Genomic DNA, 15817 nt, shown 5'->3' with positions numbered 1-15817 from the left:
AAGCAGGCATAGAATGAAATTCTATCTGGTATTCGCCGCTGCTCTTGGCCTGACAGCCTGCACCGGACCTGCGGTTGAAGAACCCGCTTTGCCCGAAGGCGCTGCAACCGTCGCGTTTTCGTTTACGGACGACAGCTTTCTGCGGGGGGTGAGCGGGTCCTATAACACGACCCCAGCGGGGCGGAGTGCCGCTATTCTTGATGTGACCTATGAAATGACCTGTCTTGCAGACAATGCGCTGGCCCGGGTGGCGCAGGCACAGACGCTTCTGGATGAGCGATATGTGATTGCGAACCATCTTTATTTCAACAACCCGCAAGAGCAGGGGTGGTGGCGACGTGATGCATCGCGCCTTGTCGAACCGACCGGATGTATTGTTGACAAGCTGTCCTTCGTGTCACGGACGACAGACCCGGTGGAAACAGGCATGTATCTGTTGCGTAACATGCCCCGCACTTCGCGTAAGTAACAGGCCGTTGGTCATGCGCAATACCGCGTAAGGTGGATTTGAATCCACCTTACAGGTAAATGTGATGACGCCCTGCCTGCGCCATGCTAGGGCAGCGAGATGACACAGATCCCCTCGAAATCCGAAATCCTCGCCTTCATCGCCGATAACCCGACCCAGACCGCCAAGCGTGACATCGCGCGCGCGTTCGGGATCAAGGGCGCGGCGCGGATCGACCTCAAGCGCGTTCTCAAGGAATTGGAAGAGGCGGGCAAGCTGACCAAGCGCCGGTCCTCTTACCGCGATGTCGAAGACCTGCCGCCTGTGGCCGTGCTGGAAATCATGGCACCCGATGCGGATGGCGATCTCTTTGCCCGCCCGCTGGAATGGACAGGCCAAGGGCCGGAACCGCGTGTCTTGATGATGCTGCGCTCCAGCGATCCGGCCTTGGGCGCGGGCGACCGGATATTGGGGCGGCTGACGGTCGACAAGACCGAGGATCACACCCATACCGCGCGCATGATCCGCCGGATCGGGGCCAATCCGATGCGTATCCTGGGCGTGTTTCGTGCAGGCTCCGAAGGCGGGCGCGTACTGCCCATCGACAAGGGTGCGGATAGACAATGGGTCGTCGCCGCCGGTGCCACGGGTGGCGCCAAGGACGGCGAGCTGGTCGAGGCCGAACAGGCCGGTCCCAAAGGCCGCCTTGGCCTGCCCAAAGCCCGTATTGTAGCGCGGCTGGGTGATCCCACTGCCCCGCGTGCCGTGTCGTTGATCGCGATCCACCAGCATGGCATCCCCGACCATTTCCCCGATGATGCCGTGGCCGAGGCCGATGCCGCCAAGCCAATGGGCATCAAAGGCCGCAAGGACCTGCGCGATCTGCCCTTGATCACCATCGATCCCTGGGATGCGCGCGACCATGACGATGCCTGCTATGTCGCACCGGACCCCGACCCCAAGAATGCCGGTGGGTTCATCATCTGGGTCGCCATCGCCGATGTGGCCGCCTATGTCAGGCCCAATACCGCGCTGGACCATGAGGCGCGCAAGCGTGGCAATTCCACCTATTTCCCCGACCGCGTGGTGCCGATGCTGCCGGACCGGTTGTCGGGTGATCTATGTTCTTTGCACGAAGGTGTGGACCGGGCCTGTATCGCTGTGGCCATGCGGATCGACGCGCATGGACAGAAGATCGGGCATGAATTCCATCGTGGGCTGATGAAATCGGTGGCCTCGCTCAATTATGAAGAAGTGCAGGATGCAATCGACGGCCAGCCGAATGACAAGACGGCACCGCTGCTGACGGATATCATCCAGCCGATCTATGCCGCCTATGCCGCGCTGGTCAAAGCGCGCGCCCAGCGCCAGCCGCTGGAGCTGGACCTGCCCGAACGCCAGATCGTGCTGGATGATGCGGGCAAGGTGACCTCGGTGCAGTTCAAGGAACGGCTGGACGCGCACCGGCTGATCGAGGAATTCATGGTGCTGGCCAATGTCGCCGCCGCCGAGACGCTGATCGACAGGAAATCTCCGCTGCTGTTCCGCGTCCATGAAGAACCGAACCCCGACAAGCTGGATGCCTTGCGCGAGGTTGTGCAAGCCTCGGGGTTGGTGCTGGCCAAGGGGCAGGTGTTGAAAACCGCGCATCTGAACCGGCTGTTGCTAGCCGCGCGCGAGACCGAGCAAGCCGAGTTGATCAATATGGCGACGCTGCGGTCGATGACGCAGGCCTATTACAGCCCCGACAATTTCGGCCATTTCGGGCTGGCGTTGCGGTCTTATGCGCATTTCACCTCGCCCATCCGCCGCTATGCCGATCTGATCGTGCACCGCGCGCTGGTGGCCGCCCATAGCTGGGGCCAGGACGGGCTGTCGCCCTGGGATGTCGAGAACCTGGGCGATACCGCGCAAAAGATTTCCGATACCGAACGCCGGTCGATGGCGGCCGAACGTGACACCACCGACCGTTATCTGGCGGCCTTTCTGTCCGACCGGATCGGGGTGGAAATGGGCGGGCGGATCAGCGGGATCGCAAAATTCGGTGTCTTTGTGAAACTGGATGAGACCGGTGCCGATGGCATGATCCCGATCCGCAGTCTGGGGCGCGAATATTTCCATTACGATCCCGACAGCCAGACGCTGATGGGGTCGGATAGCGGCATTCTGATCCGGCTGGGTCAGCGGGTGACGGTGAAACTGATCGAGGCCGCCCCCGTGACCGGCGGTCTGATCGTGGAATTGCTGACGCTGGATGAGCGCGACATGCCGCGCGGCCCAGGCCTGACCCGTGGCAAGCCTGCCCGCCGCAAACAGGCGGGCACCAAGGCGAAGGCCGCCAAGATCGCCCGCAAGGTCAAGCGCAGCCGCAAATAAGGACTTTTATGCCTCCGGCGGGGATATTTGGGCTCGGAAGATGATCAAGCCCGGCGCCGCCATCAGGGCGGCGGCCGGGTCAAAGATGGGATGCGAATTCCGCGAGGACCCGTTCATAGACCGCCCGTTTGAACGGCACGATTCCCGCGACCAGATCGGCGGGTGGCACCCATTTCCAGGCAGAAAATTCGGGATGGGCGGTTTGCAGATTGATCTGGCTGTCCTGCCCGTGGAACCGCATCAGGAACCATTTCTGTTCCTGCCCGCGATAGCGCCCTTTCCAGATATGGGGCACCAGTTCGACCGGCAGATCATAGGGGATCAGCCCGGTGGTTTCGGTCTCTATGCTGACCAGATTGGGGGGAATGCCGGTTTCTTCCTCGAGCTCGCGCAGGGCGGCGCTGCGGGTGTTTTCGCCCGGATCGACGCCGCCTTGGGGCATTTGCCAGGCATCGCTATCACGATCAAGGCGCTGGCCAACAAAGACATGGCCGCGCGGATTGATCAGCATGATCCCGACGCAGGGCCGGTAGGGAAGATTGGCGATTTCGTCGATGGTCATGAAAGGGCCTTGATGTGTCACGGGCTGCTCCTGTTTCTTTGATCAAGAGATAGCCATAAGGTCCAGCGGTTATGCGATAACAAGCCGTGTTTCGTGCCGGATACGCGCGGCGATCCAGCGCAGGTGATGCCGGTCAAGCCCGATGCAGCCCGCCGTGGGCCGCCCCTTGCCCCGCCATTGATGGATGAAAATGGCCGATCCGCGCCCCTTGACCGCATAGGGCCAGTTCCAGTCGGTCAGGATGATCAGATCATACATCGGATCGGCCCGGCGCAGGCGTTCGTGGCGAAAGGGGTGCGGCGCGCGCAACATCATATTGTAATCGGGGTCGCGGATATCGTCAGACCACAGATCACCGGGCTTGATCGGCAGCGCCCAATCGGCAGGCCGCGCCATCCGGTCGGGACGGTAGAGCATCCCCACCAGCCGGTGCGTGCCAAGGGGCGTGGCCCCGTCGCCTTCTTTCTTGCGCTTGGCAAGCCCGCCCCGCCCGATGGTGCAGGGAAAGCGCCGGTTGAGAAAACGCAGATGGCTGGGGGTCAGGACAAGGTCGGTGGGCTTCATGGGCGCAGGGATAGCGGGCCGTGCTGCTTGTGTCAGCAGGAATATGCCAAGGTCAGCTTGCCAGCGCGGCGTCTATGGCGTCATTCGCCAATAGACCTGCGATAGAGGTCCGAGATTTCGGACGTGACCGGCCCCGGCTGCCCCTGACCAATCTTGCGCCCATCAATGCGAGAGACAGGCGTGATCCCCCCCAAAGTTCCTGTCACGAAGGCTTCGTCGGCGGCATAGGTTTCGGCAAGTGTATAGTCTTTTTCGAACACCGGTTTTCCGGCATCGCGCCAAAGCTTGATCACCTTTGACCGTGTGATCCCGTTGAAACAGGTACTGCCTGTCGATGTCCATAATTCCTGGCCACGGACGATAAAAAAGTTGGTCGAATTGCAGCTGGCCACAAAGCCGCGGTCATCAAGCATCAATGCTTCATCTGCGCCCATATTGATCGCCTGCAACAGGGCCTGGATAAAGTTCAGCCGCGAATGGGAATTCAGCCGCAGATCAAAGACATCCGGCGTAGAGCAGCGCGTGGTCGAGGTCATCAGCTTGAGGCCAACCGCCTTGAGGGCGGCATTGGGGCGTTTATATTCGGCAACGATCACGATGGTCGCGGAACCGATGATAAAGCGGGGGTCCTGATTTGGCGTCGATTTCAGCCCCCGCGAGATCATCAGGCGGATATGCACCCCGTCCTGCATGTTGTTATGGTGCAACGTCTTCCAAATCTCGCCGACAAGGGCGTCGGGTTGCATCCCGATATCCAGCTGGATTGCATTCGCGCCCTCATAGAGGCGGGCCATGTGATCATCGATGGCCACAAGCTGTCCTTTGACCAGGCGCATCCCTTCCCACACGCCATCGCCGAGCACGAAGCCACTATCAAAGACAGGCACCATGGCCTTGTCGCGGGCAAAAAACGACCCGTTCACATAGACTTCGACGCTGTCGTTGCGGGCGTCGGGCGCGTAGCTTTGGGCGCTTTCCTGGGATGTGTTGGTCATGTTGGTCCTGCCTAGAATGCGAATTGCTTGTGGCGTGCGAGAAACGCCTGGGTCTTGGGGTTCTGCGGGTTTTTCAAAACCTGCTCGGGGGGCCCTCTTCCTGGATAAGGCCCTCGGCCATAAAGATGACCCGGTTGGCGACGTGATAGGCAAACCCCACCTCGTGGGTGACCAGCAACATGGTGCGCCCTTCATCAGCAATGCCGCGAATGACGTTGAGAACCTCGCCGACCAGTTCCGGGTCAAGCGCCGATGTCGGTTCGTCAAAAAGCATCAGATCCGGCGCGAGGGCCAGCGCACGGGCAATGGCGACGCGTTGCTTTTGACCGCCCGACAGGCGCGAGGGATATTCTTGTGCCTTTTCGGCCAGGCCCACGCGGGTCAGCTCGTTATAAGCACGGGCCTCGGCGCTGGTCTTGTCCATGCGCTGCACGATCCGCAAGCCTTCGGTGATGTTGCCCAAAACATTCATATGGGGGAACAGGTTGAACTGCTGAAAGACCATCCCGACCTTTTGGCGCAGCTTGGTCAATTCGCTTTCCGGATAGATGCGGGATTTGCCCGCGCGCATCGTGCCGATGGTTTTGCCGGCATGGGTAATCTCGCCGTCCGAGGGGATTTCCATGAAGTTCAAACAGCGCAGAAACGTGCTTTTGCCAGAGCCGGACGCCCCTAGAATCGCAATGCAATCGCCCTGATTGACATCCAGATCAATGCCGCGCAGCACATGGTTGTCGCCAAAGGACTTGTGTAGCCCCCGTATCTTGAGGATCGGCTGCTGGGTCATGCTGTCAGTCTCCTTTGGCCAGACGCCGTTCAAGCACATAGGTGGCGCGCACAATCGGGTAGAGGATCACGAAAAACGCCAGCGCGACGACGGTATAGGCCTCGATCGGGTTGAAATTGACCGAAGCGATCAACCGCGCCTGATGCAAAACATCGGCATAGGCGATGGCAGAGGCGAGCGTTGTCATCTTGAAGATTTCGATGCCCCGATTGGTCAGCGCAGGCAGCATCCGGCGCACGGCTTGCGGCAGGATGATGCGGGCCATGATGTCGCGATAGCGCATCCCGATGGCGCGCCCTGCCTCCCATTGGCCGGGGTCGATTGTCTGTATGCCGCCGCGAAAAATCTCGGCAGAAAATGCGGCAGAGTTCAGCGTGATACCAAGGGCTGCGGCCATCAGCGCCGATATCTCAAAGGGCGCAAGGATTGGGAATGCGAAGTAGAACCAAAAGATCTGCACCAGAACCGGCGTGTTGCGGAAGAATTCGATGAAACAGGCGGCGGGCCAGCGCAGCCAGCGCCGTGTGGAATAGCGCGCCAAACCAATCGCAAGGCCCAAGGACAGCCCCGCGACCAGACAAATGGCGAAAATGCGCAGCGTATTCACCAGCCCGACCCAAAGGGCCGCGCGATAGTCCCAGACCGATCCAAAATCCCAGATATAGTCCATATCAGCGCACCGTGCTGTCGCCGCTGATCGCCAGTTTGCGTTCGACGGCTTGGACGCACAGGCTCGCCCCGAAGATCACGACGAAATAGATCAATGCGGTTGCCGTCAAAACCTCGATCGGGCGAAAGGATTTCTGCGCCAATTCGTTGGCCTGATACAGCAGATCCGCATAAGATACTGTCGCCACCAGCGTTGTGGTCTTCATCAGCTCGATTGACCGCTCGGTGAAGGCGGGAATCATGCGTTTGATTGCTTGCGGCAGGATAATGCGGCGCATGGCCTGCGGGCGTTCCATACCAATCGCGCGGGCCGCTTCCCATTGACCGCGTTCGATAGACACAATCCCGGCGCGGAACACTTCGGCGAAGAAGGCAGAGGACTGGATCGAGAAAGTGATCGCCGCCGCAAGATAGGGCGTCATGCGAATATCCATCAGGATCGGCAGGGCAAAAAAGAACCAGAACAATTGTACCAGCGGGGGTGTCGTGCGAAAGAATTCGATCACAAAGCCCGCGGGCCAGGCCAGCCACTTGCGCGGTGACAGGCGTGACAGCGCAAGCGCCAGACCCAGCGGCAGCCCGAAGGCCAGCGCTGTGCCCGTGATCTTCAACGTCCCGAGAAGCCCCTGCCATAACAGATCAGCGTTCTCGATGACGACAGTGAAGTCCCATTCATACATCTCTGGTTTGCCCTGCCACTGTGATCAGAGCCGTTCGCGGATGATGGCGGGAACGGTGGACGGATCGAGACCAAAGTCGCTGAGGAATTCTTCGTACCAGACCTGGGTCTGACCCGATTTGTAATAGCCGTCGATCTGTTCATCGACCCAATCCACGAAAGTGGTGTCGCTTTCTTGACGAACAGCCACAGAAGAGGGGCGCGATTCAACCGGCTGCGGCACGATGATTTGACCTGCGCCCAGCTTTTGACGTGCAGCAATCAATGGCGGATGGAACAGCGTCACCGCATCGACACGCCCCGCCTGAAAGGCGGCGATGGCCTCGGCATTACCGGGAAAACGCTGAATGTCGGCATCCGGTGCATTTTCGGTCAGAAAGGCATCCATGCTTGTGGCCTGCGGAACAGAGATGCTGATCTCAGGGGAGTTCAGATCGCTCCAATTGGTGATCTCAAGGTCATCACGGGCCAGAACGGCAAGCGAATAATAAAGCAGCGGTGTGTCGGGAAAGTTGACAGCTGCTTTGCGCTCATCCGTTGCATCAAGCACGAACATCATGTCGATCCGGTCTGCCTGCAAGGCCGCAACGGCAGTGCCCCATGTGACCTCGACGGGTTCGAAGGTGACGCCCAAGGTTTCTGCCATCGCCTTGCCCATGGACACGCCAAGCCCGCCGGTCCATTCGCCGCTGGTGATATCCTTGGCGTACCAAGGCGGCGCCTGGGTCACGCCAACCCGCAGAACACCGCTGTCGCGCACCTGATCCATCGTGCTGTCTTGGGCCTGGGCAAGCGTGCCAAAGCCTAGCGTAACGGCTGCAATCGCAGCGCTGAATATCATCCGTCTTTGCATCGTTTTCTCCTTGCTGGTTTATGATGGTCCATTGTCTTTCAGACTCTCTTTGCGGCTTTCCACAAAGGCTTTCGTGGTCTCCAGCCCGCGGCGCATATGTGCGCTCAATTCCTGCTGCATCGCCGCCAGACTGTCGCCCAAAGCATGTTTTACATAATCATCATGGCTTTCGCGCTTGGGGCCGGTCGTGCCATGCGCATTGTGATGCGCGGCCCAATACATCTGCAGATGCCCGCGAAGTCCCGTCCAGCTATTCAGCAGCAGCCGGTTGCCCGCATAAGCATAGGCAAGCCCGTGCAGATCAAGCTCGGCCTCGATGGCTGCAACATGATCCTGCCGGTCGATTGCGGATTTCAGCGCGCGGTTCAACGCGATCAATTCGGCCTTGAATGCGTCGCTGCGCCGGTCCCAGATCTGCGCGAAGGCGAATTGTTCCAGACAGGTGCGCATGGCGTAAATGTCATTCACGTCCTGCACTGAAATATCGACAACGCGGGTCCCGGTATAGGGCACGTTGACCAGCAAGCCTTCGTCAATCAGCTGGCGCATGGCTTCGCGCAGCGGCCCCCTGCTGGCGCCAAGACGCAAGGCAAGCGCGCTTTCCACGACAGGTTCGCCGGGACCAAGTTCACCTGTCAGGATCGCGCGTCGCAACAGCACGGAAATCTGCGCGCTCATCGTTTCGCGCTTGACCGGTGACGAGACCATTTGAGCACCACTCCTTCTGTCTGAAATCTACACTGCGCTAAAATTGTCGATTGTCAACAATCTTTGGCAATGGTCACAGGCGGCGGCCCTGGCCGTTCATCTTGGCGGTGGTGACGCCTTGGATTTCTTTCAGTCGGTATTTTGCACTTTGGCTTGCGGCACCGCCTTTGCGCGGCTGACTTGCAGCAAGAGGATCGGCAACATCAACGCGATCCCCAGGCCCATCGTCAAAATGCCCGGCGCAATGAACAGCAATGACACGACAGCGACCCACCACCGTTCCCATAGACGCAAGGTGGTCAACAGATAGCCGGAAAAGGCTACGCCCAGGCTTGCAATGCCCAGCATCGCGCCGATCAGCGTGATGGTGAAGGCGGACCAGGTAAAGCCGTCAGCCACCAGCAACAAGGCTGGCGAATAGACAAAGACAAAAGGCACCAGCGCCTTGGCGATACCCAAACGGAAGGCGGTATTTCCGGTCTGGAACGGATTGGACCCCGCGATGCCTGCGGCCGCATAAGCGGCAAGCGCGACAGGCGGCGTGATATCCGCCAACACCCCGTAATAGAAGACAAAGAAATGCGCCACGATGGGTTCGATATTCTGCACGGCCAGTGCAGGTGCCGCGACGGCCACAAGGATGATATAGGTGGCTGTCGTCGGGATCCCTGCCCCCATGATGATGCAGGCCACAGCGATCAGGACCAGTGACAAAAACAGCGACCATTGCGCGACGGTCGCAATCGAGAACGGCCAGATCTGCCCGATGAAAGCGCCCATATCTGACGCTGTCTGCACCACCACATAGCCAAGCCGAAAGCCAACGCCGGTCAATGTCACAACACCGACCACGATCCCCACGGTGGCGGCCGCAGCCCCGACCGCAAGCGTGTTTTTGGCACCGTCAGCCAGCGCATTCCAAAAATCCAACAGGGTCAGCCGGTTGACCGGGTTCAACACACCGACCACGACACAAGCGATGATGCCATAGACAGCGGCATAATCGGGCGTCCGCCCGGCAAGGATCATGTAAACCAGAATGATCAGCGGGATGACAGACAGCCAATGCTGTTTCAGAACCAGCCCCAGCTTGGGCATTTCCTCGGCAGTCAGGCCACGCAGACCAAGCCGCTTTGCCTCGAGATGCACCATGATGAAAATGCCGAAATAATGCAGCAGCGCCGGAAACAGTGCCGCGGCCAGAATGTCGCGCAGCGGGATTTCCAGATATTCGACCATGATAAACGCCGCCGCCCCAAGGATCGGCGGCGTAATCTGCCCACCTGTTGACGAGGTGGCCTCTACCGCGGCAGAGAAACGGCCCGAATAGCCGACTTTCTTCATTGCGGGGATCGTCAAAGCGCCTGTCGTCACGGTGTTGGCGATTGAAGAGCCGGAAATCGTGCCCATGAAGGCCGACGAAAAGATGGCCACTTTTGCAGGGCCGCCCGCATAGCGCCCAGCGATCACCATCGCGAGGTCGATAAAAAGCTGCCCCAACCCGATGCGGGTCGCAAGCACGCCGAACAGGATGAACAAGAAGACATATTTCGCCATGACCCCGATGGCGATCCCGTAGATGCCCTGATTGGTCATATAAAGATGGTTGATCAATCCCAGCCAGCTTGTGCCGCCATGTTTCAACGCACCCGGAGCATAGGGGCCGAAAAGCGCAAACAGGATAAAAACGATGCCGATAATCGGCAATGTCGGCCCGACAGAGCGCCGCGCAGCCTCGAGCGTCAGCAGCAGCAGCGCCGTGCCCATGAAAATATCCGTCTGGTTGGGATTGCCCACGCGCTGCGCAACGATTTCCGGCGGCAGCAGCGGCAGATACATCGCGGCGGATATCGCCAGAACAGCCCAAAGCAGGTCAAGATAAGGCACGCCCTGAAAGCGCCACCAGCGCGCTGGGGCCACCTGTGTTGTCGGCGCTTTACGCCAGCCAAAGAGGATGAAAACCAAACCCAGAACAAATGAGATGTGAATGCCACGGTGCATCAGCTCTGGGATCAGCGCAAAGCCTGACGCGTAGAAATGGTAAACCGACATTGCCACAAGCAAAGCCGATACAACGACACCCAGATACCACCCTGTCGCGCGAAATGCCGTCTCGGGATCATATTTACGCTCGATCTCGGCCAGTTCGGCGGCAGTGAGTTCTGTGGTCTTCATCGGGACTGTCCTTGTGGTGGCAATGGGGCGCCACAAAAAAAGGCGGCCCCGCATGATCAGGGCCGCCCGTCGTTATGTGTGAAAGCTTAGTCCAACAAACCGGCTTCGCGGTAGAAACGTTCGGCACCGGGGTGCAGCGGAATGCCGATACCGTCCAGCGCAGTGTCCTTGTTGATCGAGGCACCTTTGGCGTGGCCAACATCCAGCAACACGCGGGTCTTGTCATTCCACAAGGCAGCGGTGATCTGATAGATCAGCTCTTCATCCTGCTCGGCAGAGGTGATCCACTGCGCGCCCACAGCAACGGTTGTTGTCGCGGCGACACCGTCATAGGCCCCATCGGGAATGTCCGAGACAGAGAAGAACCCGTATTCCTCGGTCAGGCCAGCAGCGCCGTCACCATCAATCGGCACCAGTTTGATATCGACCGCCGAGGCGAGTTCGACAATCGCACCGGTTGGATAGCCACCGACAAAGAAGAAGGCATCGATCTGGCCATTGCGCAGCGCGTCACCGGCTGCATCAGGCTTCAGCGCTTCGGCCGTCACCATTTCGTTGGACAGACCATAGGCTTCAAGGATCAGGTTGGCATCGACATATGTCCCCGATCCGGGCTCATCAAGCGAAACGCGTTTGCCTTCGAGATCATTGACCGAATCGATGCCGCTATCGGCCAGAACGACAAGGTGGATATGCTCTGGGAACAGGGCCGCGATCGCGCGCAGATTTTCCGCTGGCGCCTGACCTTCCATGGTGCCGGTGCCTGTGTAAGCCCAGTACGCCACGTCAGACTGGGCAAAACCCGAGTTTCGCAAACCAGATGTGATCGCGTTGACGTTATCAACCGATCCGCGCGACGACACGGCCGAGGCGATCAGGCCAGGCACGCCGCAGCTGCCACCTTCATCGCAGCCGCGCGACCCTGGTGGGTTGGAAATCGCATTGGCGATCACACCGCCCACGGGATAATAGGTGGCCGCCGTGCCGCCGGTGCCGATTGTAAAGAACTCCAAGTCCTGCGCGAAAGATGCGCTGGCCATGCCGACCGCCATCATTGTGGAAAAAACTGCTGTTTTGATATATTTCATTCACTTTGCTCCCGTGGTTCTTCACCAATCCAACGCAAAGAGCGACTGGTGAACGTTTGGCAACATCTTGCATTGCGGGCCTAGCCTGCGGCTTTCGCGACAAGGTGTAAAGGGGAGTCTCATCTCTATCTTGCGCGACGAGGCGTGGATGAGCGGCAACCGCCAGTCTGATGACATGCGGCTGTTGCGGCGTTCGTCGGCAGCATTACGGGGTCTGGCCACCCAAATGTGTCAGAGGGCCAGACCCCCGCATGATCACCAATTGGCGTAGGCGAGGAATTTGCCCGACATCTCGACCTTTACCCGGTCGCCTTTGGGGCTGGGGACGCGGCTGATGACCATGTCAAAGTCGATGGCAGACATGATCCCATTGCCGAATTCTTCTTGAATAAGCGCCTTCATGGTCGGGCCGTAAACGCCGACAATTTCATACAGGCGATAGATGCAGGGGTCCGTCGGCACGGCCTGTTCCCAGATCTTGGTGGGGTATTCCTCCAGCACGTCCTGCGCCTCGGCGGGCAGGTCCAGAAAGGCGACAAGCGCAGCAGCCTTGTCAGCGGGCATGGCGTTCATGCCCATGCAGGCGGAATGGGTGAACACCGGCGACAGGCCGATCCCTTGGGCGATGGCGTCCCAGGTCAGTTTCTTGCGCTTTTTCGCAAGCAGGATCAGGCTGGTGACATCTTCCTTTGTCAGCATCTCGGCGGCGGTAATCAGGTCTTTCATCATGCGTTTCCTTTTATTGAAATCTGGGCGGATTCAGCCGTTGACCGCCTGAAGACGGGAAGGGCCGGGTTTTGGATCTGCGTCAGCTGCGGGCTGGGTCATATCGATGCGCACGGGTGCTGGGCTTTGGGTTGCACCATCTGATTGCTGGCCTGCGAGTTCTTTTGATCGCTTGCCAAGGAACTGCACCAGATGGTTGCGGATCGCGTAATAATTGGGGTGGTTCACGATATCGGTGCGCACCCTTGGGCGCGGGATGGTGATTTCCACCGATTCCGCGACGCGTGCAAAAGGGCCGTTCGTCATCAACAGGATACGGTCGGCCAGCAGGATCGCTTCGTCGATGTCATGGGTGATCATGAACACGGTCTGTTCGGTCTGGCTCCAGACTTTCAGCAATTCTTCCTGAATGGTGCCGCGCGTCAGGGCATCCAGCGCGCCGAAAGGTTCATCCAGCAGCAGCAATTTGGGCTGGTTGGCAAAGGCCCGCGCGATGGACACGCGCTGGCGCATGCCGCCCGACAACTGGCTGGGTTTGCGGTGGATGACGTCGCCTTCCAGACCGACCATGGCCAGATATTTGGTGGCATGGTCCACGACCTTATCCTGCGACCAGTCGCGATACCGCGCCTTGACGCCGAAGGTCACGTTTTTCAGCGCCGACAGCCATGGCAGCAGCGAATAGTTCTGGAACACGACCCCACGGTCAAGGCTGGGGCCTGCGACTTCGAAACCGTCCATCTTGACCACGCCGGATGTGGGTTCGGCCAGGCCCGCCAGCACATTCATGATGGTGGATTTGCCGCAGCCCGAATGGCCAAGGATGCAGACGAATTCGCCCTTGTCGATGCCGAAGCTTGCGTTTTCAAACACTGTCAGCGTGCCGCCTGCCCCGTCGGGGAAGGTCTGGGTCAGCCGTTCGATACTCAGGAAATGTTTGCTCATGATAGCGGCCTTTCATTCGGCATAGGTGACGGCGCGTTGCAATGCGGCGAAAAACGCATCCAGCAACATGCCCACAAGCCCGATCATCAGGATCGAAAAGATGACCGAGGTCAGATCGAGGTTGTTCCATTCGTTCCAGACGTAATAGCCAATGCCTGTCCCCCCCACGAGCATCTCGGCCGCGACGATCACCAGCCAGGCGATGCCGATGGAAATGCGCATCCCGGTCAGGATGGTGGGTGCTGCGGCTGGCAGGATCACGGTGAAAGCCGTGCGCAAGCTGCCCAGTTCATGCGTGCGCGCGACATTGACCCAATCCTGCCGGACGCCCGCGACGCCAAAGGCGGTGTTCAGCAGCATCGGCCAGATCGAACAGATGAAGATCACGAAAACCGCACTGGCATTGGCATCCTGGATGATGAACAAAGCCAGTGGCATCCATGCCAGGGGTGAAATCGGGCGTAACACCTGAATGAACGGGTTCAGCGCCTTATAGGCGACAGGCGACATGCCGATCAGGAACCCCAGCGGCAGGGCGACCATCACGGCCAGCCCGAACCCCGACAGCACGCGACCGACCGAATAGGCCAGCTGGATACCGATCCCTTTATCATTGGGACCGGCATCATAGAATGGATCGCTAAGCTGTTCCCATGCCTTGACCAGAACATCGCTGGGCGGCGGCACGGCAGCGCGCGGCTGGCCGACCCCCATCAGAATGTCATATTCGGTCAGGGCCTCGCCCATGACTTGCCGGGTGACCGATGCCTCCCATGCGCCAAGAAAGACCACCAATAGCACAGCAGACAGGATCGCGGCGCGCGCATTCAGGGACAGGGTCCGCATCATCAACCCCGCTTGATCGCGAAGCTGTCGACGTAAGCCTCGGGTTGGTCGGGATCAAAGGTTTTGCCCATGATCATGTGGGATTTGTAATTCACCTCTGGCGCGTCATAGCCCAGGTCGGTCATCACCTTGCGCGCGTCAGAGGCCAGATAGACCTGTTCGGCAATCGCTTTGTAATCGACATCGCCCTCGATATAGCCCCAGCGTTTCATCTGGGTCAGAATCCAGACCCCCATCGACTGCCACGGGAACGGGTCGAAATCGATCCGGTCAGGCACGCGCTGCACATTGCCCAGACCGTCGGCATAGGTGCCGGTCAGCACCTGCTGGATCACCTCGACAGGCTGGTTCAGGTAATTGGTCGGCGCAATCGCGGCCGAAATCTCGACACGATTATCAGGGTTCGAGGCATATTGCGTCGCGTCAATGATGGATTTCAGCAGCGCGCCATAGGTATTGGGCATTTCCGTTGCAAACTTGCGCGGCGCGGCGAAGGCGCAGCAAGGATGGCCTTCCCAGATATCCTTGGTCAGCATGTGGATGAAACCAATGCCTTCCCAGACGGCGCGCTGGTTGAACGGGTCGGGGGACAGATAGCCATCCAGATTTCCTGCCCGCAGGTTGGCGACCATTTCAGGCGGCGGCACCACGCGGATCTGGATATCCTGATCGGGGTCCAGCCCATGTTCGGCCACGTAATAGCGCAGCAGAAAGTTATGCATGGAATATTCGAACGGCACGCCAAAGGTCATGCCCTTCCATTGCTGCGGATCGCGCTTGTCCAGATGTTCGTTTGACAGCACGATGGCCTGGCCGTTGATGTTTTCGACCGCGGGCATGATGTAGGGCGTCGCCGTCGACCCCGCGCCCAGCGTCATCGCCAAAGGCATCGGCGTCAGCATATGGCTGGCATCATATTCGCCCGACAGCGACATGTCGCGCGCCACGGCCCAGCCAGCGGTTTTGACGACTTCGACGTTCAGGCCATAGCGGCTGTAGAACCCCATCGGTTCGGCCATGATGATCGGCGTGGCACAGGTGATGGCCACGAAACCCACCCGCAGATCGGGCTTTTCCGGGGGGCCGAGTTCGTCAAGGATCATCGCCTTGGCCTGATCCATCGGAAAGACCGAGGCGAGCGCGGCCGCAAAGGCCCCACCACCCAGCATGCCCATCATCGACCGGCGGCTGATGTCGTTATGTCCGAACACGGACCGGACAATCGCGCTTTCGACCGCGCGTTCCAGCATGGCCTCGCTTGTGGTGGGCGCTTCGGCAGAGGCGTGTTTATCCGCCGCACAGCTGTCACATCCGCATCCTGCGCCATGTCTGAGATCGGTCTTGTGCGAGAACGGATTTCCAAGGCTTTTATTCGACATGCTGTCCCTCTTTTTTG

Annotated in this window: 15 protein-coding genes and 1 pseudogene; 2 read left to right on the top strand and 14 right to left on the bottom strand. The window is 59.4% G+C overall.

Annotated elements, in window-relative coordinates; translation table 11 throughout:
* The first annotated feature begins 13 nt into the window (after nucleotides 1-13).
* Both LOKVESSMR4R_RS01410 and rnr read left to right on the top strand, forming a co-directional pair.
* The gene (locus tag LOKVESSMR4R_RS01410) at nucleotides 14-469 is read left to right on the top strand and encodes a hypothetical protein (RefSeq protein WP_087205977.1); all 456 of its coding nucleotides are present in this window, start codon (nucleotides 14-16) and stop codon (nucleotides 467-469) included.
* A gap of 99 nt (nucleotides 470-568) precedes the next feature.
* The gene (gene rnr / locus LOKVESSMR4R_RS01405) at nucleotides 569-2824 is read left to right on the top strand and encodes a ribonuclease R (RefSeq protein ID WP_087205976.1); all 2256 of its coding nucleotides are present in this window, start codon (nucleotides 569-571) and stop codon (nucleotides 2822-2824) included.
* A gap of 79 nt (nucleotides 2825-2903) precedes the next feature.
* Here rnr and LOKVESSMR4R_RS01400 read toward each other — a convergent pair whose 3' ends face one another.
* The 14 genes and pseudogenes from LOKVESSMR4R_RS01400 to LOKVESSMR4R_RS01335 all read right to left on the bottom strand — a co-directional run bounded on the left by LOKVESSMR4R_RS01400 (nucleotide 2904) and on the right by LOKVESSMR4R_RS01335 (nucleotide 15800).
* Entirely contained in the window at nucleotides 2904-3386 is a 483-nt protein-coding gene (locus LOKVESSMR4R_RS01400) for an RNA pyrophosphohydrolase (RefSeq protein WP_087205975.1), read from the bottom strand.
* A 69-nt stretch (nucleotides 3387-3455) separates the two neighbouring features.
* Nucleotides 3456-3950 (bottom strand): L,D-transpeptidase family protein, encoded by a 495-nt coding sequence (locus tag LOKVESSMR4R_RS01395; protein WP_087205974.1) that lies wholly within the window; start codon nucleotides 3948-3950, stop codon nucleotides 3456-3458.
* A gap of 80 nt (nucleotides 3951-4030) precedes the next feature.
* Complete coding sequence (locus LOKVESSMR4R_RS01390; protein WP_087205973.1) at nucleotides 4031-4945, bottom strand: aminotransferase class IV; 915 nt, start codon at nucleotides 4943-4945, stop codon at nucleotides 4031-4033.
* 11 nt (nucleotides 4946-4956) lie between these two features.
* Nucleotides 4957-5732 (bottom strand): annotated as a pseudogene (locus LOKVESSMR4R_RS01385) (amino acid ABC transporter ATP-binding protein).
* Between the two features lie 4 nt (nucleotides 5733-5736).
* Nucleotides 5737-6402, bottom strand: a complete 666-nt coding sequence (locus LOKVESSMR4R_RS01380) for an amino acid ABC transporter permease (RefSeq protein WP_087205972.1) — start codon at nucleotides 6400-6402, stop codon at nucleotides 5737-5739.
* A 1-nt stretch (nucleotide 6403) separates the two neighbouring features.
* Nucleotides 6404-7081: an amino acid ABC transporter permease gene (locus tag LOKVESSMR4R_RS01375; protein ID WP_087205971.1), complete on the bottom strand. Its 678-nt coding sequence runs from the start codon at nucleotides 7079-7081 to the stop codon at nucleotides 6404-6406.
* A 24-nt stretch (nucleotides 7082-7105) separates the two neighbouring features.
* Complete coding sequence (locus LOKVESSMR4R_RS01370) at nucleotides 7106-7933, bottom strand: transporter substrate-binding domain-containing protein (RefSeq protein WP_087205970.1); 828 nt, start codon at nucleotides 7931-7933, stop codon at nucleotides 7106-7108.
* 18 nt (nucleotides 7934-7951) lie between these two features.
* Nucleotides 7952-8641, bottom strand: coding sequence for a GntR family transcriptional regulator (locus LOKVESSMR4R_RS01365; RefSeq protein WP_087205969.1), 690 nt, complete (start codon nucleotides 8639-8641; stop codon nucleotides 7952-7954).
* A 129-nt stretch (nucleotides 8642-8770) separates the two neighbouring features.
* On the bottom strand, nucleotides 8771-10816 hold the full coding sequence (locus LOKVESSMR4R_RS01360) for a TRAP transporter permease (RefSeq protein WP_087205968.1): 2046 nt from the start codon (nucleotides 10814-10816) through the stop codon (nucleotides 8771-8773).
* Nucleotides 10817-10902: 86 nt separating this feature from the next.
* Entirely contained in the window at nucleotides 10903-11904 is a 1002-nt protein-coding gene (locus tag LOKVESSMR4R_RS01355) for a TAXI family TRAP transporter solute-binding subunit (RefSeq protein WP_087205967.1), read from the bottom strand.
* A 255-nt stretch (nucleotides 11905-12159) separates the two neighbouring features.
* Nucleotides 12160-12633, bottom strand: a complete 474-nt coding sequence (gene cynS, locus LOKVESSMR4R_RS01350; protein WP_237331874.1) for a cyanase — start codon at nucleotides 12631-12633, stop codon at nucleotides 12160-12162.
* 30 nt (nucleotides 12634-12663) lie between these two features.
* On the bottom strand, nucleotides 12664-13575 hold the full coding sequence (locus LOKVESSMR4R_RS01345; protein ID WP_087205966.1) for an ABC transporter ATP-binding protein: 912 nt from the start codon (nucleotides 13573-13575) through the stop codon (nucleotides 12664-12666).
* 12 nt (nucleotides 13576-13587) lie between these two features.
* Entirely contained in the window at nucleotides 13588-14424 is an 837-nt protein-coding gene (ntrB, locus tag LOKVESSMR4R_RS01340; protein ID WP_237331873.1) for a nitrate ABC transporter permease, read from the bottom strand.
* Nucleotides 14424-15800, bottom strand: coding sequence for a CmpA/NrtA family ABC transporter substrate-binding protein (locus LOKVESSMR4R_RS01335; protein ID WP_087212341.1), 1377 nt, complete (start codon nucleotides 15798-15800; stop codon nucleotides 14424-14426). The genes ntrB and LOKVESSMR4R_RS01335 overlap by 1 nt, the downstream gene beginning before the upstream one ends.
* Between the last annotated feature and the right edge of the window lie 17 nt (nucleotides 15801-15817).

The sequence above is a fragment of the Yoonia vestfoldensis genome, assembly GCF_002158905.1.
Taxonomy (GTDB): domain Bacteria; phylum Pseudomonadota; class Alphaproteobacteria; order Rhodobacterales; family Rhodobacteraceae; genus Yoonia; species Yoonia vestfoldensis_B.
The sequence above is the reverse complement of the archived record's forward strand: the minus strand, read 5'-3'. Positions and strand labels throughout refer to the sequence as shown.